The 26,917-nt window shown below is 36.3% G+C and carries 21 protein-coding genes; 8 read left to right on the plus strand and 13 right to left on the minus strand.

Going from position 1 to position 26,917, the window contains the following annotated elements; translation table 11 throughout:
* Window positions 1–44 precede the first annotated feature (44 nt).
* Window positions 45–1,421: a dicarboxylate/amino acid:cation symporter gene (locus DF947_RS19020; RefSeq protein ID WP_109931908.1), complete on the minus strand. Its 1,377-nt coding sequence runs from the start codon at window positions 1,419–1,421 to the stop codon at window positions 45–47.
* A 160-nt stretch (window positions 1,422–1,581) separates the two neighbouring features.
* On the opposite strand from DF947_RS19020, the gene DF947_RS19025 reads away from it, so the two are divergent.
* The 3 genes from DF947_RS19025 to DF947_RS19035 are packed head-to-tail and all read left to right on the plus strand — an operon-like array spanning window position 1,582 to window position 3,264.
* Window positions 1,582–2,079, plus strand: a complete 498-nt coding sequence (locus DF947_RS19025) for an RNA polymerase sigma factor (RefSeq protein ID WP_109924789.1) — start codon at window positions 1,582–1,584, stop codon at window positions 2,077–2,079.
* Window positions 2,066–2,665: a hypothetical protein gene (locus DF947_RS19030; protein WP_109931910.1), complete on the plus strand. Its 600-nt coding sequence runs from the start codon at window positions 2,066–2,068 to the stop codon at window positions 2,663–2,665. Before DF947_RS19025 ends, DF947_RS19030 begins: the two co-directional genes overlap by 14 nt.
* A gap of 35 nt (window positions 2,666–2,700) precedes the next feature.
* Window positions 2,701–3,264, plus strand: coding sequence for a DUF922 domain-containing protein (locus DF947_RS19035; protein ID WP_109931912.1), 564 nt, complete (start codon window positions 2,701–2,703; stop codon window positions 3,262–3,264).
* Here the strand turns inward: DF947_RS19035 and DF947_RS19040 are convergent.
* The 6 genes from DF947_RS19040 to DF947_RS19070 form a co-directional block, all read right to left on the minus strand.
* Window positions 3,253–3,630, minus strand: coding sequence for a diacylglycerol kinase family protein (locus DF947_RS19040; RefSeq protein ID WP_109931914.1), 378 nt, complete (start codon window positions 3,628–3,630; stop codon window positions 3,253–3,255). The two genes, DF947_RS19035 and DF947_RS19040, sit on opposite strands and share 12 nt — an antisense overlap.
* Window positions 3,631–3,635: 5 nt before the next feature.
* Window positions 3,636–4,238 (minus strand): hypothetical protein, encoded by a 603-nt coding sequence (locus DF947_RS19045; protein ID WP_109931916.1) that lies wholly within the window; start codon window positions 4,236–4,238, stop codon window positions 3,636–3,638.
* Between the two features lie 62 nt (window positions 4,239–4,300).
* Window positions 4,301–6,211 (minus strand): beta-N-acetylhexosaminidase, encoded by a 1,911-nt coding sequence (locus DF947_RS19050; RefSeq protein WP_109931918.1) that lies wholly within the window; start codon window positions 6,209–6,211, stop codon window positions 4,301–4,303.
* A gap of 264 nt (window positions 6,212–6,475) precedes the next feature.
* Complete coding sequence (gene trxB / locus DF947_RS19055; RefSeq protein WP_109931920.1) at window positions 6,476–7,432, minus strand: thioredoxin-disulfide reductase; 957 nt, start codon at window positions 7,430–7,432, stop codon at window positions 6,476–6,478.
* A 415-nt stretch (window positions 7,433–7,847) separates the two neighbouring features.
* Entirely contained in the window at window positions 7,848–9,008 is a 1,161-nt protein-coding gene (locus tag DF947_RS19065) for a dipeptidase (protein WP_109932281.1), read from the minus strand.
* 192 nt (window positions 9,009–9,200) lie between these two features.
* Entirely contained in the window at window positions 9,201–10,829 is a 1,629-nt protein-coding gene (locus DF947_RS19070) for an acyl-CoA carboxylase subunit beta (protein WP_109931924.1), read from the minus strand.
* Window positions 10,830–11,156: 327 nt separating this feature from the next.
* Between DF947_RS19070 and DF947_RS19075 the strand changes: the two genes are divergently transcribed.
* On the plus strand, window positions 11,157–11,600 hold the full coding sequence (locus tag DF947_RS19075; RefSeq protein WP_109931926.1) for a DUF2721 domain-containing protein: 444 nt from the start codon (window positions 11,157–11,159) through the stop codon (window positions 11,598–11,600).
* Between the two features lie 16 nt (window positions 11,601–11,616).
* Here DF947_RS19075 and DF947_RS19080 read toward each other — a convergent pair whose 3' ends face one another.
* The 4 genes from DF947_RS19080 to guaB form a co-directional block, all read right to left on the minus strand.
* Window positions 11,617–12,081, minus strand: a complete 465-nt coding sequence (locus DF947_RS19080; RefSeq protein ID WP_109931928.1) for a MaoC family dehydratase — start codon at window positions 12,079–12,081, stop codon at window positions 11,617–11,619.
* A gap of 70 nt (window positions 12,082–12,151) precedes the next feature.
* On the minus strand, window positions 12,152–12,745 hold the full coding sequence (locus DF947_RS19085) for an LOG family protein (protein ID WP_109931930.1): 594 nt from the start codon (window positions 12,743–12,745) through the stop codon (window positions 12,152–12,154).
* A gap of 517 nt (window positions 12,746–13,262) precedes the next feature.
* A complete protein-coding gene (locus tag DF947_RS19090) occupies window positions 13,263–15,842 on the minus strand; it encodes a TonB-dependent receptor (protein WP_109931933.1) in 2,580 nt (859 codons plus the stop codon).
* A gap of 608 nt (window positions 15,843–16,450) precedes the next feature.
* Complete coding sequence (gene guaB, locus DF947_RS19095; RefSeq protein WP_109931935.1) at window positions 16,451–17,920, minus strand: IMP dehydrogenase; 1,470 nt, start codon at window positions 17,918–17,920, stop codon at window positions 16,451–16,453.
* 235 nt (window positions 17,921–18,155) lie between these two features.
* Between guaB and DF947_RS19100 the strand changes: the two genes are divergently transcribed.
* The 4 genes from DF947_RS19100 (at window position 18,156) to ppnP (ending at window position 24,286) form a co-directional block, all read left to right on the plus strand.
* Entirely contained in the window at window positions 18,156–19,991 is a 1,836-nt protein-coding gene (locus tag DF947_RS19100; protein ID WP_109931938.1) for an outer membrane protein assembly factor BamB family protein, read from the plus strand.
* 97 nt (window positions 19,992–20,088) lie between these two features.
* A complete protein-coding gene (locus DF947_RS19105) occupies window positions 20,089–22,095 on the plus strand; it encodes a DUF3857 domain-containing protein (RefSeq protein WP_109931940.1) in 2,007 nt (668 codons plus the stop codon).
* Window positions 22,095–23,990 carry a DUF3857 domain-containing protein gene (locus DF947_RS19110; RefSeq protein WP_109931942.1) on the plus strand — a complete coding sequence of 632 codons (1,896 nt, stop codon included), beginning with the start codon at window positions 22,095–22,097 and terminating at the stop codon, window positions 23,988–23,990. Before DF947_RS19105 ends, DF947_RS19110 begins: the two co-directional genes overlap by 1 nt.
* Before the next feature lie 14 nt (window positions 23,991–24,004).
* A complete protein-coding gene (gene ppnP / locus DF947_RS19115; RefSeq protein ID WP_109931944.1) occupies window positions 24,005–24,286 on the plus strand; it encodes a pyrimidine/purine nucleoside phosphorylase in 282 nt (93 codons plus the stop codon).
* A gap of 55 nt (window positions 24,287–24,341) precedes the next feature.
* Here ppnP and DF947_RS19120 read toward each other — a convergent pair whose 3' ends face one another.
* Both DF947_RS19120 and DF947_RS19125 read right to left on the minus strand, forming a co-directional pair.
* On the minus strand, window positions 24,342–25,613 hold the full coding sequence (locus DF947_RS19120; protein ID WP_109931946.1) for a M16 family metallopeptidase: 1,272 nt from the start codon (window positions 25,611–25,613) through the stop codon (window positions 24,342–24,344).
* On the minus strand, window positions 25,606–26,850 hold the full coding sequence (locus DF947_RS19125) for a M16 family metallopeptidase (protein WP_109931948.1): 1,245 nt from the start codon (window positions 26,848–26,850) through the stop codon (window positions 25,606–25,608). The genes DF947_RS19120 and DF947_RS19125 overlap by 8 nt, the downstream gene beginning before the upstream one ends.
* Between the last annotated feature and the right edge of the window lie 67 nt (window positions 26,851–26,917).

The raw sequence follows: 26,917 nt of genomic DNA on the forward strand, positions 1-26,917 counted from the left end.
CATATATTCCACAAAAGCGGGCTTTAAGCTCAAGACTGAATATTTTAGCTTTCTTTAAGTTCGCCCTCCCACTTACTTACCACAGCAGTTGCTATGCTATTACCAACAACATTTGTTGCAGATCGGCCCATATCCAAAAGCGGATCAATACCGATTAACAGTGCTAAGCCAGCTTCAGGAATATTAAAACTTGCAATTGTACCTGCAATTACCACTAAAGATGCTCGTGGAACACCAGCAATACCTTTACTGGTAAGCATTAAAATCAAGAGCATAGAAATCTGCTGTTCGAAACCTAAATGAATACCATATGCCTGCGCAATAAACAATGAAGCAAACGTCATGTACATCATCGATCCGTCGAGGTTGAAAGAATAACCCAAAGGAAGCACAAAACTTACAATTTTATCTTTACAACCAAATCGTTCTAAAAGCATCATCGTTTTAGGATAGGCTGCTTCGCTACTTGCTGTACTAAAAGCCAAAATAGCAGGTTCTTTCATATCGTTCACCAATCGGAAGACGCGTTTCTTTAGAATTAAAAACCCTAAAAATATAAGTACGGCCCAAAGAATTGCTAAGCCAAAATAAAACTCGCCAATAAAAATCGCATAAGTATTTAAAACATTTAAACCCTGCTTGGCCACAATTGCAGTCATGGCTCCAAAAACCGCAAGTGGTGCAAAATTCATTACATAACCCGTCATTTTTAAAATTACGTGAGCAATTGCATCAAAAGCTTTAATCACAATCTGACCCAAATCTCCGATAGCAGCAGTTGCCACACCAAAGAAAAGAGAGAATACAACAATTTGCAGAATCTCATTTGTTGCCATCGATTCAGCAATACTCTTTGGAAAAACATGCGCAATAAAATCCTTAACGCTCATCGACGCTCTTTGAATTCCAGTATTCACCAATTGATCGGGAAGTGTTAATTTCATGTGTTTTCCAGGTTCGAATAAATTAACCAAGATTAAACCCAAAACTAATGACATTAAGGACATGGCTAAAAACCAGCCCAGTGTTTTACCACCAATCCTGCCGACAGCCTTAATGTCGCCAACTTTTGCCACACCAACAACAAGGGTTGTAAATACCAGTGGTGCTACAATCATTTTAATTAAGCGGAGAAAAATATCACTTAAAAGTGTAAAGTATTCAAGCTTCTTTTCGCGAATTTCTTCGTTTTCTCTTTTAATTTTAGTGTTAGCTTTCTTTTCGGCTTTTAATTGCGTAAAAGCAGTGGTAGTCGTATCGGTAGATTTAGCGATACTAACTTCGATACTTTTAACCTTGGCATCAGCATTAAGAATATTCTGATTGTAAACATCAATTGAATTAACGTTTAAAACATAGCCTAATGCAATACCTGCAATCAGCGCAATAAAAATAAATAGCGTGAGTTTGTTTTTCTTCATGAATAATAAAAGTTTGTGGCCCCGTTAATTTGGTAAAACTACGATATTTAGCTTGCGTAACAAATTTTGATTTCATACCCTGTTAAATTTATTCTATTTTTGAAATCTGCTGTAACAAACCATCCTCAGCAAAATCTAAAAAGCAACCTCAACAATTTAAATGGAACAAAAAGACAAGTTATTTAAGGAAATCTTCGATTCGAATTCCAAGAAAATATTCCATTTGTGTTATGGCTATACAGGCGATACCGATGCAGCTAACGATCTTTTGCAAGAGACATTTTTAAAAGTTTGGCAGAATCTCGATAAATTCAGAAACAAATCGCTTATCTCGACCTGGATTTACAGAATTGCCGTAAATACTTGTTTAACTTATTTAAGATCGGAAAAGAGACAGGCTAAAGATGAACTTACAGACAATATAATTGAAAATAAAATTGAAGAGTTTTCAGAAAAAAACGAACAGGTTGCGCTTTTGTACACTTGTATTTCCAAACTCGAAGAAAACGACCGTTTGATTATTACTATGGTACTTGATGAATTACCTTATCATGAAATAGCAGATATCTCTGGCATTAGCGAGGGTAATTTGAGGGTAAAAATTCATCGCATTAAACAAAAATTAACAGAACTATATAACCAGTATGCAAGCGTTTGATCAAATACAGGAGTTGTGGCAAAAGCACGAGGTAGAAGTTAGGTTTTCTGCTGATGAAATGTTGCAACAGGCTAAGAAAGAGGTTAATGGAATAAAGCTAAAGTCGGCTTTAAACATTTTAGGTATGCTGGTATCTTTTATTGCCATTGCAGGTGTATGGTTATTTTACGAGTACGAATCTTGGACCACACATGCTGGCTTTATAATTTTTCTGGTAGCCATCTTATCAACTACAATAATTTTATACCGAGATTATAAATTAATTTCCAGAAATGATTTTACAGCTCACCCAAAAGAATTTTTGCAAGGCTTAAAAACGTATCAGTTAAATCGTTATCGCCTTTACAATCAAATGTATTGGTTCTACACCACTGCCCTATCGTTGGGTTTCATTTTTACATTTATCGAAATTCTGCCCAGATTAAACTTTTTTCAACAAGTATTAGCCGTAGCAGTTACTTTTCTTTGGATCTTGTTCTGCTCTACACTTTTAAGAAAGGCTGTTATGAAACGCGAAAAAGAAAGAATTTCCTTATTAATTGAAAAATTTGAGCGCATAACCGGACAGATTTCTACCCCAGAATAATTTTAGGCACGGTTTTTTCGTTACAGAAATTACTGATGAAAAAACTAATAATTCCAATACTTTTTTTGCTGGCTTTGCCATGTACTGCTTTTAAGCAAGAGTTTACCGAACCTGTTCAGTTAGACTGGGAAACTTATTTTAAGGGCAAGGCCGATGTGCGCTCTCCTTTTTTTGCGCTAACCGCCATGACATGGAAATATAGTTATGCATCTACCACCTATCGCAATAGGGTTGTAATTAATTTAAAAAATGAAATCAGTATAGATAAAGATAGATCGTGGGTAAAATGGGACAGAATAAAAGATCCTGAAACCAGAGCAAACCTGCTTCATCACGAGCAGGGACATGTTAATATTCAGTATATATTACTATTAGAGGCGGATAGGGTACTGAAAAATAGAAATTATTCAATTAAAAATTATAAAACGCAGATTTCCGATCTTGCCAATCAGATAAGTGATTTTTTTGATACCATGCAAAAGAATTATGATGAAGAAACCGAACACGGCAGCAACCATAAAATGCAGGGCAGATGGGATGTAATTATCCAAGATAAAATGAATGAATCTAAAGCAGCACTTGCTGAGTTAAAAAAATAATTTTGGTATAAATATAATTCCACCAACTGCTACGGCCAAAAATGCACACAACAAAACCGCCGCTGCTGCCAAATCCTTAACAATCTTAATTTTTGGATGATATTCGACAGAAACAACATCTGCAAGTTTTTCTATAGAGGTATTTATAATTTCCGCAACAATTACAGCTGATATTACGGAGAGTATGGCAATCCATTCCAAGCCGGAGAGTTCTAGGTAAAAAGACAGGCCAATGGCAAGTATCGCGGCAAAAAAATGAACCCTCCCATTATGGTCGTTTAGAAAAAAAAATTTGAGGCCATTAAAAGCATGCTTAAAACTTTTTATTCTATCTACAATTGAAAATCTTGGATTTTCTTCGCCCATTTCTTTTATTCAGGTTTTATTTCGGTAGTAGAAAAACTGTTTCCACTCAGTTTATATTGGTAAGTTTTAACAATTTTCTTAGTGCTATCAGCAGGATCGGTTATTGGAAATGATCGGAAGAGATCTCCATTTTTTATAAAGAATTTATCATTCCCGTTATAACCTTTCTTTTGGTTCGATGTTAACGAAGGAAATCCTATTTTATTAAAATTTCCACCAGAATATTCAAATACATTAAGATCGGAGATATTTTTTTTACTCAAAAGCTCTATATACAGCTCCGGATTTCCATCGTTATCTAAATCCATATTCCAAACATCGGTCATAATTCCCTTACGCTCTACGGCAGTAGATTTAAAATTATTGTGTACAGAATCTGACATCAATATCTGGTAACCGCCAATTGAATCTACTCCTTTTCCCCAACTTACCACTTCAAAATTCAATCCTGGTTTTACTTCAATATCCTTGTAATACCGAAAAGGATTTTTTTCAACTTTAACGGCTTCTGTTTTTATTTCTGCGGGTTTCTCTTCTGTACAGGCAAAACAAAACAGCACCCCTGTTATTAACAAAAGATGCTGTAATGTACTTTTCTTAGTTTTCATTTTGTGTGGGACATTTTGTTTGTCCCAAATTAAGGATTTACACCTTCAAAACAAAAGGTTTTTTATTTCTTTGCTTCAGCTTTAACATCGGGCGAGCCATTATTAAGAAGTGTCTCAACTACAACACTTCGTCTCCCGCTTGGAGCAACAACTATCGTTTTTAAGGTTCTTTTTTCTCCTTGTGGAACTACAACCTTAAAAGGTTTTGTATATAAAAATGCATTTTCCGAAGGGCGGGATTCATCTAAAGAATAATAAATTTTTCCACCATTGATGGGAACCTTTAAATCAATTGTAAACTCTCCGCCATTAAGCGGTTTGTCACTTTGACCAATTGGTGTGGGTATCCAAAAATTAATTCCGGCTTTATCCATTTTGGCTAGATGTACCGGTAAACGGTCTTCAGTAAAATTCTTCAGATCTTTACGAACAACAGGGCTCCAAGCAATTTCAGACAAGGCCAACAATCGAGGAAATGCATGATTTTCTGCCTTTTCTGGAGTTTTGATGTATTCAGTCCATAAGTTCGCCTGTACACCGATTACATGTTTCCCCTGCTCACTTGTTAAAACTTTCGGAATTGGATCGTAAGCATATATTTTTTGATACGGAGCAAAACCGCCAATGGTTACAGGCTCATCTGGAGAATTAGACTGCTTGTGATCGATGTATAAACCCATCGAGCCCGGCGTCATAATTACATCGTGATTTTGCTGAGCGGCTGCGATTCCACCTTGCTCACCTCTCCAACTCATAACGGTTGCGTTTGGTGCGAGCCCACCTTCCAAAATTTCATCCCATCCAATAATAGAACGACCCTTTGCATTTAAATGTTTTTCGATCGTTTGAATAAAGTAACTCTGCAATTCATGTTCATCTTTCAGTCCTTTTTCTTTCATTAAATCCTGACAGAAAGCAGATTCTTTCCAATAGGTTTTCGGCGCTTCATCGCCACCAATGTGAATGTATTTAGATGGGAAAATTGTGATTACTTCATCCAAAATATTTTCTAAAAAAGTAAATGTATTTTCTGAAGGGACGAAAATATCATCAAACACGCCCCAGGTTTGTTGCACTTGTTTTCCTTTTTTGCTACCAGCCCAAGGGGTTTTATCGCTTACAAAAGTATCGCGATCAGGAAAACAGCTTAATTCTGGATATGATGCAATTGCTGCTGATGCATGCCCAGGCAATTCAATTTCAGGAATTACGGTAATGTAACGGTCTGCAGCATATTTCACAATTTCCTTGGCTTCATCTTGAGTGTAAAAACCTTTGGCTTCTGTTAGATAATTGCCTTTACCGGGATAGTTACCAATAATAGACCCGTTTCTTGAAGAACCGGTTGTGGTAAGTTTTGGATATTTTTTAATTTCTAATCTCCAACCCTGATCATCTGTTAAATGCCAATGAAAGGTATTAATCTTATAATAAGCCAGCTGATCGATGTATTTTTTAATAAATGAGATGGAAAAAAAATGTCGGCAAACATCAAGCATCGTTCCACGATATTTAAAACGTGGGTAATCATTAATGTCTACGCCCGGAATTGTAATTTTATCATTTATTTTTTCTGGCAACATCTGCATAACCGATTGAACGGCATAAAATAAACCTGCTCCTTTCCCTATTAGCAAAATTTGATTTGGTGTTACTTTAATGGTGTAACCTTCATCTGGCAATTGATCTGCTCCAACAGATGTTAAAATAATTGCTTTCTGATTTGCTTGTAAATCTTTCACCTCCCGTAACGAAAAGCCTGCTTTTGTTACAATAAACGCATTTAATAAGTCGCTCATTTTTGCACCCTCAGTTCCTGTAGACTTTAAGACTACGGTTTTATCAAGCACAAAATTCCCGCTGTTTTTGGTTATCGAAACCGGTGCGGGAATAATGCCTAGATTTACATCGCTCTGCGCATAAGCGGATGTACTGATTAGGGCACAAATAAAAATCGAAAGAATTTTGTTCATGATTTAAATTTAGTTTTAGGATAATTATTTGATTATTTAATACAAGATAGAGAATAGAAAAGCTTCCTTTATCTCACTTTTTTGTTACAATACAGATCAAACGTTTGACTCGCTGTATTTCTGGCAATCAATTTTTTTTCCATCTTAATTTTTGACAATCCGAATAGCGACAGAATAAAGCGTTGTCAAAACTTGAAATTTAAGACATAAAAAAAGAGAAACCATTTTCTGATTTCTCTTTCAAGTATTATGATAAAATTATTTTTATGCCTCTATCGGATGTTCTTTTGCTGCTAAATATCTTTCGGCATCTAAAGCAGACATACAACCAGAACCCGCAGCAGTTACGGCCTGTCTGTAATACATATCCTGAACATCGCCACATGCGAAAACACCTTCTACATTAGTTAAGGTAGAACCTGGTTTGGTTAAAAGATAACCAGTTTCGTCCATATCCAACTGACCTTTAAAAATATCGGTATTTGGTTTATGACCAATGGCTACGAAGAAACCTTCAACAGCGATATCAGATTCTACATTGGTTTTGTTATTTAAAACTTTAACAGCAGTTACATTTTTGCCGTTCCCTAGAATTTCCTGAGTTTCGGTATTGTAATGCACAATAATATTTGGAGTTGCCAAAACACGACTAACCATCGCTTTTGAAGCTCTAAACTCATCTCTACGAACCAATAAATGCACGGTTTTACAAAGCTTCGCTAAATAGGTAGCTTCTTCTGCCGCGGTATCTCCAGCACCAACAATTGCTACATCCTGTCCTTTGAAAAAGAAACCATCGCAAACAGCACATGCTGAAACGCCAAAACCATTATATTGTTGCTCACTCGGTAAACCTAACCATTTAGCCGTAGCACCTGTTGCAATAATTACAGTGTCAGCAGTAATCGTTTTAATTTCATCAACCACAACCTTATGTGGAGTTGATGAAAAATCTACTGAACTGATGTAGCCAAAACGGATATCGGTACCGAAACGCTCTGCCTGTTTACGGAAATCTTCCATCATTTCAGGCCCCATAATTCCTTGCGGGTAACCTGGAAAATTCTCAACATCAGTGGTTTGCGTAAGTTGCCCACCAGCTTGCATGCCTGTGTACATAATTGGTTTTAAATCAGCTCTGGCTGCATAAATTGCAGCTGTGTAACCCGCCGGACCAGAACCTATAATTAAACACTGAACGTGTTCGTTTTCTTGTGACATTATATTGTGTGTTTGAAATTCATTAATTGGAGTACAAATTTAAGTCTTTAAATAATGATCAGCAAGTACGCATTGTCAACATAGTTTACTTATTAACATTGAGATTTATACGTTTGAAATATGCTGATCTTATTTCTATAAAATCAAAATCATCTAATGGTAAAGATTAATTGCGTTGTGATTATACATAACGACAGTTTCGATAAGAATTATTATTCTTTATTTTAAGATACTCTTGTTCTTCAATGCTAAAACTTGTTTTCTCATTTCCTCTAGGGACAATTTGCGTTTTTTTGAATTCGCTTGTTTTGCTAGGTAATCCATTTCTAGCAATGATATATCGTAATTTGCTCTCAATATTTTCATTAAAATTATTCTCAAGATAAACCATTATTTATAGCGAAAAAACTGGAAATCACCCCTTATTTTCTTTGATCAATCGAATTACATTGCCACCGAGAATTTTCCTAATGTCTGTTTCGGAATAACCATTTTTTAACAATTCTTCGGTAATTTTAGGATAATCTGCAACACTATTCATACCCAATGGAAAAGATTCTGCACCGTCAAAATCCGCACCTAACCCGACATGATTTATTCCAGCCAACTTTACGATGTAATTGATGTGTTTGATTATTAATGAAATGGGTGGCCTTATAGCATCGGCATCTGCCTGATGATGAGCAATTAGTGTGTCAATTGCTGAGCTTTTGTCTAATTTTTCGGTTAAAGATTTCAACTCGACATCGTATTTAGCTAAGAAAGCCTTTTGTTTTGAATTATAGGAAGAATCTAAAAAACCGCTATAAAAATTCACGCAGATTACACCTCCATTTTTTGCTACAGCCTTAATTTGATCATCTTTCAAATTCCTCGGAACTGGATTAATCCCATAAGCACAACTATGTGATACAATTATGGGGTTTGTGGTTGTTGCTATGGCATCATAAAATGTTTTTTCGCCAACGTGAGCAAGATCAACCAAAACGCCTAACTTGTTTAACCGCTTAACAACTTGTCTTCCGAAATCGTTCAAACCTGCATTTTCGGGCTTTATTTTCCCAGAAGTTTCCTCTGCAGCCGAACTTGCCCATGAGGTGCTGTTGTTCCAGGTAAGTGTTAAATAGGCCATTCCCCTTTTTGCCAAGCTATCGATATAGTCCAAACGATTTTCAATCATATGCCCACCTTCAACACCAATCATGGCTGCAAGCTTATTTTGATTTATGGCATTTTCCAGCTCTGCTCCATTCTTTACCAACCCAATTCGTTTTGGATATCTTTTAATCAAATTATAAAGTGAATCGATTTCTCTATTTGCCAAAGCATATCCTCCGGTTTCATCGCACCAAATGGAAAAAAACTGAACATCCAAACCGCCTTTTTTTGCCCGCACCAAGTCGAAATTGCCTTTTGGCTGTAACTTGCCTACGTCAATTCCGGATTTAATTTGATTGAAAAAAATATCGCCATGCGTATCTATCACAATTGCATTTTGATGAATGGTTTTTGCTATTTGCGCAAATGATGAAAGATGAATTGCTAAAATTGATAATACAATAAATGGAAATCTCATATTTAAAGATAGCATAAAATTATTTTCAATAGCCTGTAGTTTGGATTACAAATCCACAGGACAAAAGGGACGAGATTACTCCATAGGAGTTCGTTTATAATAAATCTCGACCAGCGTAAAAATTTAAAATTTTAATATAAATCATTCTTTAAATTAATGTCGTAGCGAGAGGCCACTACTAGATTTTAAATTTTAAGTCTGAATCATTCCAACATTAAACTTTTTCGTTATAGGTGCTTGATTGGCAGCTTCAATTCCTGTAGAAATTACTTTACGGGTTTCCAAAGGATCAATAATTCCATCAACCCAAAGCCGTGAAGCCGCATAATATGGTGTAGTCTGACTGTCGTATCTATCTGTAATTTCCTTTAAAAGTTCAGCTTCTTTTTCCGGCGTAATTTCTTCTCCTTGTGCTTTTAACGATGCTTCCTGAATTTGCAATAGTGTTTTTGCAGCCTGCGAACCACCCATTACCGCAATTTTTGCAGATGGCCATGCATAAATTAATCTTGGATCGTAAGCCTTTCCGCACATGGCATAGTTACCTGCACCATAAGAATTTCCCACAACAATAGTAAATTTTGGAACAACGGAATTCGCCACAGCATTAACCATTTTTGCACCATCTTTAATAATGCCCCCATGCTCTGATCGGCTTCCAACCATAAATCCCGTAACATCCTGAAGAAAAACCAGTGGAATTTTCTTTTGATTGCAGTTCATAATAAAACGGGCGGCTTTATCGGCACTATCAGAATAAATAACCCCACCAAACTGCATCTCGCCTTTCTTTGATTTAACCACTTTACGCTGATTTGCAACAATACCTACAGCCCAGCCATCAATTCTGCCCAAGCCACAGATTATGCTTTGCCCGTAACCACCTTTATATTCTTCAAATTCAGAACGATCTACTAAGCGGTTGATGATGTCCATCATATCGTAAGGCTTTTCTCTATTTTCTGGAAAGAGCCCATACAACTCTTCTTCTTTTTCTTTAGGTTTTGCTGGTTCAATGCGATCAAAACCTGCATTTTCAGGAGCACCCAGCATGCTCATAATATTCTTGATGCTATCTAAACATGCTTGATCATTTGGATGCTTGTAATCGGTAACGCCAGATATTTCACAATGTGTGGTTGCGCCACCCAAAGTTTCGTTATCTACTTCCTCTCCAATAGCCGATTTTACCAAGTATGAACCCGCTAAAAAAACCGAACCTGTACCTTCCACAATCATGGCTTCGTCGCTCATAATTGGAAGATACGCTCCACCAGCTACACAAGCACCCATAATTGCAGAAATCTGTACAATTCCTTCGGAAGACATTAATGCATTATTACGGAACATTCTACCAAAGTGTTCTTTATCCGGAAAAATTTCATCCTGCATGGGCAAATATACTCCTGCACTATCTACGAGATAAATTACAGGCAAACGATTTTCCATTGCAATTTCCTGAGCACGAAGATTCTTTTTCGCCGTCATCGGGAACCATGCTCCGGCTTTCACTGTTGCATCGTTTGCAACAATCATACATTGTCTGCCACTTACATATCCAATTCCGCACACCACTCCGGCAGATGGGCAACCACCTTGCTCTTTGTACATTCCATCTGCCGTGAAAGCACCTACTTCCAAAAATTCAGATCCCTTATCTATTAAATATGCAATACGTTCTCGAGCTAAAAGCTTACCTTTTGCTTTTTGTTTGGCTGCATTTTTTTCGCCACCGCCCAAATATATTTTTTTAAGCTTAGTACGCAATTCGTAAACCAGCTGCTTATTAATGTCTTCGTTTTTATTGAATTCGATATTCATGTAGGCAATTTAAATTTATTTTTAGAAAAAATATCGAGACCAAATCGGTTTCTGGTATAGGTGATGGATTAATTGTAAAGATTTACCACAGAAAGCACGAAGGAACACAAGAAAATATTAGCACTCTCTGCGGTTAATCTATTTAATTAACCACATAGAGAACACAGAAAACCAAAGACACAAAGAAAATTATTTAAAGTGCTCTATTTTTCTCTGTGTTCTCTGTGGTAAACCCAAACAGCCTATACACCTTATTTTCCTTGCGAAATACTTAGTGCACGTTACGGTTAATCCATTTAAAATAATAATTTTGAATAAATCGAAAATATGGAGCTCACCGTAAATATCCCTGCGTTATTATTTCCTGCAATTAGTTTAATTATGTTGGCGTATACCAATCGTTTTTTAGCCTTGGCGGCACTGGTGAGAAGTTTGAAAGCGAAATACGAGGAGAGCGAGAAGAATATTGGCTTACAAAATCAGATTAAAAACCTGCGCTATAGATTGAGGCTTATTAAAAACATGCAGGCTTTCGGCGTATTGAGCTTTTGTCTATGCCTGTTCTGCATGTTTTTTATTTATCTGGAATGGAATACGATTGCTGAAATCTTATTTGCCTTAAGTTTAATATTCTTTATGATTTCGCTTATTATTTCTTTAATAGAAATTCAAATCAGCACCAAAGCGCTGGAGCTTGAACTGAGCACTTTAGAAGATCTGGAAGATGAATCTTTAAGTGGGTTCATCAAAAAGAAATTCAAAAAGGATTAAATCATCAGCAAAAAAATTAAGCTGTTGTAAAATGATATAAAAACACTACTTCGCCATTAAATGCAGGTTTCTTTTGGTCTTCGATTTCCATTTCTATAGCCATATGTACTTTTGTAACCCCGCGAAGATTGATAATTGAAGCCAGTTTAGCTTTTAATCTTACCTTACTATTTACAGTTACTGCCTGCGCAAACCTTAAGCTTTCAATACCATAATTAATTTCCATTTTAAGGTTTTGAATATCAACTATCTCTTTCCATAAAAAAGGAATTAATGATAGTGTTAAATAACCATGGGCTATCGTAGCTTTAAACGGACCCTCGTTTTGCGCTCTATCTTCATCAACATGAATCCATTGATGATCTAACGTAGCATCTGCAAATTTATTTATTTGCTCTTGAGTAATTGTATGCCATGAGGAAACGCCTAACTCCTTGCCAAGATGCTGTTCAAATTCTGCGTGACTGCTAATAACTTGCATTTTTATAATTTATTGTAATTGCTAAAATTGTTGTATTGTTCAATATATTCAGAAAACTGTTTATCGCAGATTAGCTTAAGTTTCTATCTCTAAACCAAACCTCATCTGGCACTGCAGAAAAATCATCCATCTTTTCGATAAGTATTTTTGCATCTGCTTCATTAAAAACAAGATCTCTATTGGCTGGCTTTAAAAATCGGCTTTGTACCATCATTTCCATTTGGACGAACAACGGGTCGTAAAAACCGTTAACATTTAGAACACCTATTGGCTTATTGTGCAAACCCAACTGTAACCAGGTAAGCACTTCAAAGAATTCTTCAAGAGTTCCAAAACCGCCGGGCAAAATGATGAAACCATCGCTCAAATCGGCCATTTTTTGCTTCCGTTGATGCATATTTTCTGTAACAATCATTTCGGTTACACCTTTATGACCAACTTCCTTATCCATTAAAAATTGAGGGATTACACCTGTGACCAAGCCATTTAAAGCAAGAACATCATCGGCTAGAACACCCATAACCCCTACACTCCCACCGCCGTAAACTAATCTGATTTCTTGTTTAACCAGCGTTTCAGCCAGTTGTTTGATCGCGTTGCGCAATTGTAAATCGCCGTTAAAGTTTGAGCCACAATACACACAAACCGACTTAAGCTTATTCATTTAGACAAAAATTTACCGAAGTTAAGATTTTATCCTTTCACAACAATTTTAAATTCTGCACAAAACTGTTACAGTTTGCTTTTTTATGGTTTGTAAAGCATTAAACAGTAGTTTAATTTTATTTTATGCCTAGTGTTTCAACTTCGACTATTTTATTAAACTTCGTAGGTTTTAAAAACCTACGAGGTTGTGTAAAAGGAAATTATCTATGAATTTGGGAGCTATCTACTAACTTTAAACCTGGTTGAAGCGGTATCCCCCGATTTTTTCTATCGGGGATTTAGCGGAAAACAGGGCTACAATCGGCAAAGAATTACAGAACCGATCATTTCCAAATCAAAACATAACGATCAATTTGGTGAAATGTATTTATGCAATTGAAAGTCCTCTCCATAAATTTAGGTTTTGAGTTTAAACCTCGCAGGTTTTAAAAACCTGCGAGGTTTGTGAGGCAAACAAAAAGCGCCGAATAATTCGACGCCTTTCAACCAAATATAAGAGAGAAAAAAGATTATAATTAGAAAGAGAATCTTAAAGTAGCACCATAAGTTCTCGGATCGCCAAGTACGCCTGCGTATAAACCAGAATTACCTGCTGCAGCCTGCAATTGCTCATAATAATTTTTATTGCCGATATTTCTGCTCCAAACAAATGCTGAGAATTTTTCAGATCTAAAACCTAATCTGGCATTGAATAATGAATAACCGGCAACATTTAAAACGCTTGATGGTGTTGCATTGGATGAATAATCTGAGCGGTAACTCACATCGCCAGCAATAAAATATCTGCCTGGTTTTGTAGCCAAACTACCCGGTGTGCTAAATTCTGCACCTCCAGAAGTATTCCATTTGGAAATTCCCGGCAATCTTCCGCCCGATGCATCTTTAAACGCAACTTGAGTAGCAACATTGTTTACAAGTTCTGTGTGCCCTGTTTCTTCTAATGGAAGTGGCGCATTGGTAAACGTTACATATTTACCATCCAAATAAGACAATGCCGCGTTTAAGCTTAAAAATCTTTCTAATTGATAGGTAGCATCAATTTCCAAACCTCTTACTTTAACTTTTTCTGCATTTGCCAAATAACCTCTATTAACGCCTAATTGTGGTGACTGAACATTGGTTTGATAATCCTTAATATCGGTATTAAAAGCCGTTATGTTTAATATCCCGCCTTTAAATGGTTTTGTTTTTAAGCCTAATTCATAGTGTTCTACATATTCTGGTTTTACAACGGCTACCGATAAATCTGCAGCACCTGTTGATGTTGTTGGCAAACCGCCAACGTTTACCCCAACTGGTTTATATGCTGTAGAAAATGTAGCATAAGCGTTTAACTTAGGTGTTGGGCGATATGAAACCGTAATATTACCCGATAAATTTTTGTTATCTACGTTGGTTGTAAATTGTTGGTTGGCATAAACGGCTGCTTTAAGTGCAAGCAAAGCTGGATCGGTAGTCTGCAAGCCGCCGTAAGTAGTTCTGTTATAATCTACATCCTTCTTATCGTACGTAAATCTTAAGCCAGGTAAGACATGTAAATGCTCGATCACTTCCCAATCTACCTGACCAAATATTGCCGCACTTAATGATTTAATAGTCGAATTGGTTTTAATTCCGAAGCCATCTAACAAACCTGGAGTAGCATAAGCAGCCTGTGCACCTGTAGCGCTTGTTTGCACAAATCTCCATTGATCTTTACCTACCTCTTCGGTTTGGTCTAGTCCCTTAAGGTTCTGACCAAGAACAAATACCCCGATAACGCCACTTAATTTTTCGGTTATGTTACCCGCATATCTAACCTCTTGCGAATATTGATCGTGACGTGAGTTACCCTGTGATTTGGTAAGCGCAGATAGCTCAGAAAAATCCCTATCATTTGTTGGATCCCAGTTCCAGAATCTCCATGCAGTTGTGGAAGTAAGCGTTCCGTTACCAATTTTATAATCAACATTTAATGAAATTCCACCGATAGACTGATTGTGTCTCCATGGAGTATTGGTATTTATCTCCCTAGAAAAAGGATCAATCTTTGGTTGCTGGTATCCCAAATCAGATACAATTTTAGCGTACTGACGGTAAGCGCTTCTTTCTGTAGTCGCTACACCCGCAATTACCAAAGGATAACCTGCCGGATGTTGAACACTTACATCTCCACTTAATAGAATCTTTAATCTATCAGATGGCGTGTAATACAGCTGGCCTTTAGAACCCAGGTTGTTTTGTCCGCTGTATTTACGTTCTTCTCTAGTATTCCAAATGGTACCATCACGTTGAGTTCCTGATAAGGAAATTTTTGCCGCTAGATTTTTTGCCAAACCACCCGAAACGGATGCCTTTGCTTGTAGAAAATTATAATTTCCTACACTCATTTCTACTTTTGCGGTTGGGTTTTGAGTTGGTTTGGTTGTGGTAATGTTAAATGCACCAGCAGTAGTGTTCTTTCCAAACAAAGTACCTTGTGGCCCACGGATAACCTCGATTTGTTCGATATCCAAAAAATCTGTTGAGGTAGCTGCAGGTCGAGCGTGATAAACCCCATCTACGTAAAAACCTACTCCCGGATCAATTCCATCATTCGTTAGGCCAAATGTTGAACCCAATCCTCTAATATTAAGTGTAGTATTTCTAGCATTAGATGCATATAACTGTACTGATGGAACCAATTCTTTTAACCGATTAACATTAAATGCGCCCGCGTTTTCTGCAGCCTGTCCACCAATAACCGTAATCGGAATCGGTACATCCTGTAATACTTCCGATCGTCTTCTAGAAGTTACAACGATTTCATCTAGCTGTGTATCTTCCACTAAAGTTAATTCAATAGGTGTATTCTGAAGTTTCAAAATCTGAAAATCCTGAGGTTTATAACCAACATAACTAATTCGAATATAAAACGGGGGCTGTTGTTTCGCATCGATAGTAAAGGCACCATTGGCATCTGTTACAGTTGCAATATTAGTGCCCCTTACGGTAACGGTTGCACCGGGTATAGTAATGCTGTTGGCACCTTTCACAACGCCTGTTACCGTATTTTGAGCGAATATGGAGCCTGCTGAAAGAATAAGTGAAAAGAAAATTAGTAAACTTTGTTTCATGATTATTATAATGTGTTTGGGTTTAGATTTTTGTTAATTGTTGTGCTTTTACCTAGTTTTTTGAGCGATTAAACAGTAGCAACAATAATTTAATAGGCCTGCAATGTTATGATTCATTCTTTAATTATATAAAATCTATAGATTTAGTCGACAAATATATTAAAAAAAAGCATCTGCCAAATTTTATTTTGTGAAATTTATTTTTTTGGGATTTGTTTAGGGATTTTTGATACGGAATGTTAACGCTTTGCTTAAGCTCCTCTTCATGCTGAATTCAAGTCAGTATCTTATATCACGTAAAGATCCTAAAATAAATTCAGTACGACAGCGCCGTAAAAAAGCGAGATCATTGTTTTCGATGCCTCGCTCCATTTATTAAAAATTTCATTCTTAAAAGATTTCTCCACTTGGTCGAAATGACGACTGGCTGGGGAAGTTTCAATCTTTCAGCTTTTACCTTTAACCTATCGGTTGGTGTCTTGCCAACCGAAAAATTAGGTTCATTAATTTTCTCGCCACATTTACGCCATAAAAAAGCAGGACTATCGTTTCTGACGCCCTGCTCCTATCTTCTGTATTAAGATTACTTTATCCTCGAATGATGAAGTTTATCTTGTATAATTTGGTGCTTCTTTAGTAATTGTAATATCGTGTGGATGGCTTTCACGCATTCCTGCAGCGGTAATCTGAACAAATTGAGCTTCTTGTAAAGCTTCAATATTCGCGGCTCCACAATATCCCATACTTGCACGTAAACCACCAATGTATTGATACATAACTTCAGCTAAAGTACCTTTAAATGGCACACGACCAACAATTCCTTCAGGTACTAATTTTTTAATATCATCTTCAACATCCTGGAAATAACGATCTTTTGATCCCTGTTCCATAGCTTCAATAGAACCCATTCCGCGGTACGATTTAAATTTTCGCCCTTCGTAAATAATCGTTTCGCCTGGAGATTCTTCTACTCCTGCAAATAATGAACCTGCCATTACCGTACTTGCCCCAGATGCAATGGCTTTAGCGATATCGCCTGTATGCTTAATTCCACCATCGGCAATTACCGGAACGCCTGTGCCCTTTAATGCTTTTGCACATTCAAAAACGGCATATAACTGAGGAACCCCAACACCAGCAATTATTCTTGTGGTACAAATAGAACCCGGACCAATACCAACTTTAACGGCATCAGCACCAGCATCAGCCAAAAATTTAGCAGCGGCGCCCGTAGCAATATTCCCAACAATCACCTGTAAATCAGGATATTTAGCCTTAACCTCTTTTAATTTATCTACAACACCTTTAGAGTGACCATGAGCAGTATCGATTGTAATCACATCAACACCAGCATGTACAAGTGCATCAACACGTTGAAGGGTATCTGCAGTTACACCAACCGCAGCACCAACGCGTAAACGGCCACGCTCATCTTTACAGGCTACCGGATAGTTTTTAACTTTCTGGATATCCTTAAAAGTGATTAAACCGCTTAAATAACCATCGGTACTTACAACTGGTAATTTCTCTATTTTATAATTTTGTAAAATTTCTTCTGCCTGAACAAGTGTAGTGCCTTCTGGAGCGATAATCAAATTTTCTTTGGTCATCACTTCGGCAATTGGCCTGCTCATATTTTTTTGGAAACGCAAATCGCGATTGGTAATAATTCCAACCAGTTTGTTATCGCTACTTACTACTGGAATACCACCAATTTTATGTTCTTTCATTATTTTGAAAGCATCGGCAACAAGTGCATTTTCTAGTAAGGTAACCGGATCTTGAATCATGCCACTTTCAGAACGTTTAACTTTACGTACTTCTTCGGCTTGTCTTTCAATCGTCATGTTTTTATGCAACATGCCTAACCCCCCATTTTGCGCAATAGCAATGGCAAGCTCGGCTTCGGTTACGGTATCCATTGCAGCAGAAACCAATGGAACATTAAGTTTAATTTTTTTAGTTAAAAACGATGATGTATTTACTTCACGAGGTAAAATTTCAGAATATGCAGGCACTAAAAGTACGTCGTCGTAAGTTAAACCTGTGGCAATAAATTTTGTGGAATCGAGTTGCATAGCAAATAAATTAGGATTTATTATTTGCCGGACAAAGATAAGAAAACTTAGTTAAGTTTTAAAATAGATTGTGATCTGGATGTAAGAATAAATGGACAAGCAACAAATGATTCGTAAATGAAATATGGTCCAATTTTAATTTCTTGAAAAAGATATAAATAAAATTGCTGTTACAACGAAAACAACAAACGCAAAAAACCGCATATTTATAATTCGAATCCTGCAAAAACAAGCAATGAAAAAACTAATCATTTCTACCTTCCTACTTTTTATCTGCATTAATTTAAGCGCACAAAATTTTAAATACGCCTTTGTAACAGATACCCACGTGGGCTCCCCTACGGGCGAAGAGGATTTACGCAGAACTGTTGCAGACATCAATAAGCTTACCGATATAGACTTTATCGTAGTTACTGGCGATGTAACCGAAATGGGAACAAATGACGAACTTAGACTCGCAAAAAGCATCCTTTCGGGATTAAACAAACCCTTTTATGCCATACCAGGCAATCATGATACCGGTTGGTCAGAATCTGGTGGTGTAAACTTCATCAAAGAATTCGGTGCGGATAAATTTACTTTCGATCATAATGGTTATCGTTTTATTGCCTGTGCTTCTGGTCCTTATGTACGCATGAGCGATGGCCACATTCCTCGCGATGCAAATGTTTGGCTTGATGGGGTTTTAAAAAACACTTCAAAAGATCAGCCTATTATTTATCTAAATCATTACCCATTAGATAACAGTTTAGACAACTGGTATGAAGCCACTGATCGTTTAAAAAAATATAACATTCAATATGCAATCTGTGGCCACGGCCACAATAATCATCCCTATAATTTCGAAGGAATCGAAGCTACTATGGGTCGTTCAAATTTAAGAGCCAAGGATAGCATCGGTGGCTATAATATCGTCAGCATGACAAAAGATTCTGTATTTTTTGCCGTAAAAAAACCGAATCAGGAAATTCTACCCGCTTGGAGATCTATTGCCTTAAAAAGGTTTGTCAACAATGAATCAAAAAAATATGAGCGCCCAGATTTCGTTATAAACACCAAATATTCAACAACCAAAGAATCGTGGACTTATCATTCTAATGCTAACGTAGTCAACACACCGGCATACTCTTCAACCAACATCATTTTTGGCAATAGTGTTGGATTGGTGGAAGCGCTAAACCGTAAAACCGGCAAAAAAGTTTGGACATTTAATACTAAAGGGGCCATTTATTCTTCACCTCTTGTAGCTGGAAATCTAGTTATATTAGGCTCTGGCGATGGTAATATTTATGCATTAAATGTATCTATTGGTAAACAGGTATGGAAAGTAGAAACGTCAAATTCAGTATTGGGATCTCCAGTAACCAATGGTAAAAATATTTTTATTGGCGGGAGCGATCATTGCTTCAGGGCGCTTGATGTAAAAACCGGAAAGGAAATCTGGAAATTTACTGAGGTTGAAGGCGCTATAGTTGGGAAACCACTAATCTACCAAGGCAAAATTATTTTTGGATCTTGGGGCCGTCATTTGTATGCTTTAGATGAAAAAAGTGGAACGTTGGTATGGAAATGGGATAATGGCCAGCCAAATAGGATGTTTTCTCCAGCAATGGTTACGCCTGTTGCCACAAAAGGAATCGTTTTTATTGCTGCACCCGATCGCTATCTCACTGCAATTGATGCAAATAATGGAAGTACACTGTGGCGAAACAAAGAAGCAACGGTTCGGGAGTCCATCGGACTTTCTACAGATAGCTCTACCATTTATGGAAAAACCATGCAAGATGAAATTGTTGGCTACAAAACACAACCAACTGATCCAGGTGTTTTATGGAGACTTAATGTTGGATTTGGATACGAGCACGTTCCTTCAATGTTAATAGAGAAAGACGGTAAAGTATTCTTTGGAACAAAAAACGGAGTTGTATATGCAATTGATCCAAAAAATCAAAAGACTGTTTGGGCGCACAAAATAGACAACTCTATGATCAATACCGTTAATGTTGTAGACGGAAAAAACATTTTGGTGAGTACGATGGATGGAAAAGTTAGCTGGTTAAACACAAAATAAGGTTTAGTTAACGATTTTTTGAACCTTTAAAAAATCTGTTGATTTATTTTATTTCTTCTATTTTGTTTCTATTATTGTAATAACCAAAACAATTTAAATGTATAGAACTGCTCTCAAATTTTTGGTTCTGATGCTGTGCATTGGAACAGGGTCTTTATTTGCCCAAACCAAACAAACTGTTAAAAGAGAATTCAAATTTGGCAAAGTTTTGCCTTCAGAATTCGAAACAAAAGCAACTGGCGTAGACTCTGCTGCTTCCGCAATAAAGCTTTTCGATGTTGGCGAATGCTATTTTGAGTTAAGCCCTTCCACCAAAGATTTTGTTTATGTATTTGAAAGACATATTCGTTATAAAATCTTAAACAAGAACGGTTACGATCTTGCAAATTACACCATTAACCTTTACAAGGGAAGCGGCTCCGAAAAAGAAGATTTAAACTATATGGATGCCTCAACTTATAATTTGGTTGATGGAAAAATAGTAGTAAGCAAACTTAATAAGGATGCAAAGTTTAGCGAAGCCTTCAATAAAAATTATACAGTTAAAAAGTTTGCATTGCCAAACGTTAAGGAAGGATCTATAATTGAATTTAAGTACAAAATTAAATCCGATTTCATCTTTAACCTTCGCGGATGGAGATTTCAATCAGATATCCCAACGCTTTGGTCTGAATATAATGTTAGAATTCCAGAATATTTAAAATACAAAAACAATTTTAGTGGTTATTATCAAATCGAACATCCTATACATGAAATAGCCAGCGCAACTTATGTAGCTGGTTTAAGTTCGAGTTCTGTATACGATAAATATACCGCGGCTAATGTTCCTGCGCTAAAAGACGAACCTTTTGTAACCACCATGGATGATTACACTCCAAAAATTGAGTTTGAGCTTACAGGTACGCAATTTCCAAATGAACCATACAGAGACTTTAATGGTTCTTGGCCAAAAATTGTTACCAACTTAGCCGAGCGGGAAGATTTTGGACTTTTCATCAACAAAAATGGTTATGCAAAATCGGTTTTGCCTGGAATTTTAAAAGGAGAAAAAGATACACTAGCTTCTTTAAAACTTATTTTCGATTATGTTAAAACCAATCTAAAATGGAATAAAGAGCATGACAAATATGCTACAGGAACCAACCCTAAAGCGGTATTCGAAAAGAAAACAGGAACCACTGCAGATATTAATCTATCCCTGCTCAGTTTATTAAAAGAAGCTAAAATCGAAGCTTATCCCGTATTGATTAGCACTAGAGAAAATGGCGAACATCCAGGCTACCCGCTAATATCTGCCTTTAACAACGTTGTATTGGTTGCAAAAGTTGGTAAAGACTTTCATTTTCTGGATGCAACAGATAAAGATTTGCCTATTGATTTAATAAGTGATGAAAATCTGAGTCATCAAGGATTTTATGTTGATTTGAAAAATGCATCAGGAAATTGGATTTCTACGGAAACCCAGATACCGAGTGAAAAAATATTCGCATATAATTTAGCACTAGACAAAGAAAATAAATTAACTGGGAAAATAAACCAATATTCAAGAGGTTATTCGGCACTCGCTTTAAGAGATCGTTATAGAAATACCAATAACGAAACCGAATTTTTAAAGAATTTTAAAAAGAACAAAACAGGCTTAGAACTCACTAATTATAAAATTGATAATCTTGATAACTTAGATGAGCTTTTAACAGAATCTATGGATGTTGTGATCGAGGATAATGTAGAAGAAGCTGGAAATCTGGTTTATTTTACCCCACTCCTTTTCGAACGGACAAAAGAAAATCTTTTCAAACTAGAAGAGCGTAAGTTTCCTGTAGATTTTGCATTCCCATTCAAGGAAAGCTATCGCATAACCTTAAGCTTCCCCGAAGATTATGAAATTGATAAACTCCCAAAAGGAGGAATTTATAAGTTGCCTGATAACAAAGGAATTTTCTCGATCAACTATGTATCCGAAGGAAAACAATTGATGGTAAAAAGTTCTATAAGCATAAATAAATCGCTTTATACATCAGAAGAATATTTCGATTTGAAAGAACTTTTTAAGGCAATTGTAGAGAAACAGGCAGAACAAGTTGTATTTAAAAAGAAAGCCTAATGAGATATATTTTAAGCTTACTTTTAGTTGCTTCAGCAAGCTGTGGCGTTTTTGCCCAAGGCATTTACGATGTAGCCAAAATACCCGAAGCCCTTACTAAAGATGCGATAGCCGTAATTAGAAACGAAGAACAATTTTTCGACATAAAAAGCTTAGGTTCTGCACAGTATGATTATAAAATTGCAGTTACAATTTTGAACAAGGCTGGTGATGATTGGGGAGAAATGGAAGAAGTTTACGATAAGTTTTCGACCATTAGTAACCTAAAAGCGACCCTTTATGATGCAACTGGAAAAAAAATAAAGGATTATAAATCTTCCGATATAAAAGATGAGAGTTTATCCGATGGTTTTTCTCTCCTTCAGGATAATCGCGTAAAACGTTTAAAATTTACAAGTATTACTTATCCATATACTGTAGAATATAGTTTTAGTCAAGATTTTAAAGGACTATTATCTTTTCCTTCTTGGAGAGATTTAAAAGGTTTTGCGATTTCGACTGAAAAATCTACCTATACCATTCAAAAACCAAAAGGATACAACATCCGTTATTTAACCAGCCAGAATTTAAAAACAGATTCGGTAACAGTTGGCGATAAAATTCAGTATAAGTGGAAAAGCGCTGATAATGCAGCAATTGTAAGCGAACCGCTAAATGCAGGAATTGATAATATTTCTGCATGGGTTAAGGTTGCTCCGAATCAATTCGAATATGATGGTACCGCCGGGAATTTTGATAACTGGAAAGATTTTGGATCGTGGATGTACAATTTAAATGTTGATGGCAATAAACTGCCCGATGCAACCAAGCTAATGGTTCAAAACCTAATTAAGGATGCCAAAACACCTAAACAGAAGATGCAAATTCTGTACAATCATCTTCAACAGAATACCCGATATGTTAGTGTACAATTGGGGATTGGAGGTTTTAGACCTATTCTTGCAGAAAAGGTTGCGCAGGTAAATTATGGCGACTGCAAGGCATTATCCAATTACATGAAAGCCCTGTTAAATGAAGCTGGAATTTCATCCAACCTTATCGTTATTGGAAATGGAATGCCAAGTATGAACGCAAATTATTCTAGCATGGGGCAGGCCAACCATATGATTTTATGTGTTCCATTAGAAAAAGACACCACATTTTTAGAATGCACAAGTCAGTATAAGCCCATGGGATTTATAGGATATGATAACGCGGATAGAAATGTTCTTCTTGTAACTGAGGCTGGTGGCAAAATTATCCATACGCCTACTTATGGAGTTAAAGATAATTACCAGATCAGAAAAACCAACATAAAGTTTAACGATGAAGGAATGGCCGAAATCGGAATAAAATCGGCTTATGGCAATGCCCAATTTGAGAGCATATTTGGTATTACTTTACAAGAACCTTCTGAACAGAGAAAAATTATTATAAACAACAGCGATATTCCGGGAGTCGAACTTTTGACATACAAATACGAACAAAAAGACAAAACGCTTCCAGTAATTACCGAGGAAATTAATTTCAAAACCAACCAGCTTTTAACAAAAGGCGGCGATAAAGCTTTTCTTACACTAAACCAAACCAACCGTAAAGAAAGCGTCCCTTTAAAAGTAGAAAACAGAAAAACCTATTTCGCCGTTCCATTTAGTTATAACGATGAAGATGAAATAACTTACACATTGCCTAAAGGTTATACTTTAGAATTTATTCCTAAAGACATTAACATCACTTCAGAATTTGGATCTTATACGGCGAAATTTGCGACAAAGGATAATACAATAACTTACCTGCGTACACAAACAATGAGCAACAAAAAGTATCCTCCAGAAAAATACAATGAATACGTAGAATTTAATAAAAAAATCTACCAGGCCGATAAACAGAAAGCTGTTCTTGCTAAAGTTTTATAACAATTGATATCAATATGATTACCGAAAACCAATATTTTGATGGCAATGTAAAATCCCTGGGTTATGAAACTCCAGAGGGAAAATCTACGATTGGCATCATAAACCCCGGAGAGTACGAGTTTGGGACAGCAAATAAGGAAATTATGCATGTGATAGAAGGATCGCTTACCATCTTGTTACATGGCGAAACCCAATGGCAAGTTATTGAATCTGGAAGTTCTTTCGAGGTTTCGTCTAACTCATCGTTCAAGGTTAAAACTGAAGTTCAGACTGCCTATTTGTGTCAGTATAGATAAAAAAAATCCCGCGGTTTGATGGATTCAACCGCGGGATTTTTTAGAATAATTTATTTTATTTCTTTCCAATAACGACTTCTGTAAAATCATCAGTCGATAAATATTTTATGGCAAGTGCTTTAATTTCTTCTGAAGTGATGGTTTTTACTTTTTGAATGTATTTTTCGTAATAGTCGTAATCTAAACCAGAAAAATGAATGTTTTTAAATTTATCAGCATGCGAGAAAACATTTTCTAAGCTGCCAAGCATAGAGCCGAGCATGTAATTTCTTACTAAACCAAGTTCTTCCTCGCCAACCAATTCATTTTTTAAAAGCTCGATTTCCTTATAAATCTCGGTTAATGCGCTTGCACAAACATCAGCACCAACTTCTGTTGCAATAAAGAAATATCCGGCATCCTGCAAAGCAGAAATTCCGGAACCAATTCCGTAAGTATAACCTTTGTCTTCTCTAATGTTGTTCATCAACCTCGAACCAAAGTAACCACCCAATACGCAGTTTAAAATCTGTAATCCTGCAAAATCTTCGTGCTTACGGTTTATGGCTATTTTACCTATTCTAATTGCCGATTGTAAAGCTTCGGGTTTTTCTTTATAAATGAATTGTTGTGGCGTAGGCGGAAAATTAAAATGGTTTTTAACTGCGCTACTTTTCTCCCAGTTATGACCAAATTGATTGTTCAATAGGTTAAAACTTTCTTCATCAAATTTACCAGAAACAATAATTGTACAGTTATTGGGCGCATAAGCAGCTTTAAAATAATCCACAAGGTCATCGCGTTTTATGGCATCGTAATGTTCTGCCTTAATGTCTACACCATATGCTGTATTACCAAAAAGTGCTTTTGCAAATTCTTTCCGAGAAAGAATATCGTTCTTTTTTAAACTTACCTGTAATTTCTGTTTTTGATTTTGAATGTAAATATCGAGCTCACTTTGTGGAAACTGACTATCAGATAAAACATCTTTTACAATGGGTAAAACCGATGCAAGATGTTTGTTAAGAGAATAAACCGTAACTGAAGATTGATCTTGAATGTATTCGGTTTGAAAAAATGCCCCATAAAAATCAATTTGTTCGGCAATTTCTTTTGATGTAAGTTTTTTCGTTCCATTATTCAGCATTGTACTTACCGCAATGGCTTGCAACGGCTTTTCTAAATCATAGTTAACATTATTGAATATAAACTCAATGCGAACCAAGTCTTGCTCACCTGAATAAATGGTATAAACTGGAATATCATTATCAAGCTTGTTTTCTGTAGGGCGAATAAAATTTATTGTAGATACCTGCTTAAAATCAGGCGCTTGTTGTCTGTTAAGCATTTTCGTCAGTTAAATAATATAATGTTGATGATGACTGTTGATCGAAGGTATTGTTCGAAATCCTCTTAATATCTTCTGCGGTTACCTTTAAAAACTCTTCTGTTTCCTGATTTAGCAAATCAGCATTGCCCAATAATTCATAGTAAGCCAAATTCATTGCTTTATCCAATAAACTCATCTCTGAAAACACCAACACAGATTCTACCTTATTTTTTACCTTGGTTAATTCAGTTGATGAAACCAATTCTGATTTTAGCTTATCAAGTTCTGCCCAAATTGCCTTCTCAGCAGTTTCAATAGAAATGCCTTCAATCAATTTGCCTTCTATTATGAAAAGTCCTGGATCCAAACTACTGGAAATATAAGCATTAATGTCGCTAAAAAGCTGTTGTTCCTTTAGTAAACTATTGTACAGCCTCGAAGATTGTCCACGAGAAAGAATATCAGAAAGGAGATCAAAAGCATAATAGTCGCCATTTAATCTGCCCGGCATTTTAAAAGCAATGTAAATTGCATTTAACGGAACATTTGCCTTAACAGTTTCTGTTCTAGCTTCTGTTTGTGGGTCTTCCTGAATTAAATTTCTATTGTATTTATCACCGGCAGGAATAGGCTCAAACCATTTCTCGGCAAGTTTTTTAACGTCCTCTGTTTTAACGTTTCCACCAACAACCAAAATTGCATTTTGTGGGTTATAATGTTTCTTAAAAAACGCTTTAACATCATCCATTTTGGCATTTTCAATATGGGAAAGCTCCTTCCCTATTGTTGCCCAGCGATACGAATGTTTTTTATACGCCAACGGACGAAGTTTCAACCAAACATCGCCATAAGGCTGATTAAGATAACGTTGTTTAAATTCTTCGCTTACAACGTTTCTTTGGGTTTCCAAGCTTTTTTCAGAAAAAGCTAGACTCAACATCCTATCGCTTTCCAACCAAAAAGCTGTTTCTATATTTTCTGAGGGTAAAGTGATGTAATAATTGGTGATATCATTGCTAGTAAAAGCATTGTTTTCGCCACCAACACGCTGTAAAGGTTCATCGTAATTGGGAATATTTACAGATCCCCCAAACATTAAATGCTCAAACAAATGCGCAAAGCCGGTCTGTTCAGGATTCTCATCGCGAGCACCAACATCATATAAAATATTTAAAACGGCCATCGGCGTTGTGGCATCTTCATGCACCAAAACTTTCAAACCATTAGCAAGCGTAAAACGATTAAAATCTACCATATTTATTTTTAGAGTTGTAAAGATATATAAAAAGGGTTGACGGTAGAAGGCGAAAGGTTTAAGGTAT

This window comes from Pedobacter paludis (assembly GCF_003173575.1).
Lineage (GTDB): Bacteria > Bacteroidota > Bacteroidia > Sphingobacteriales > Sphingobacteriaceae > Pedobacter > Pedobacter paludis.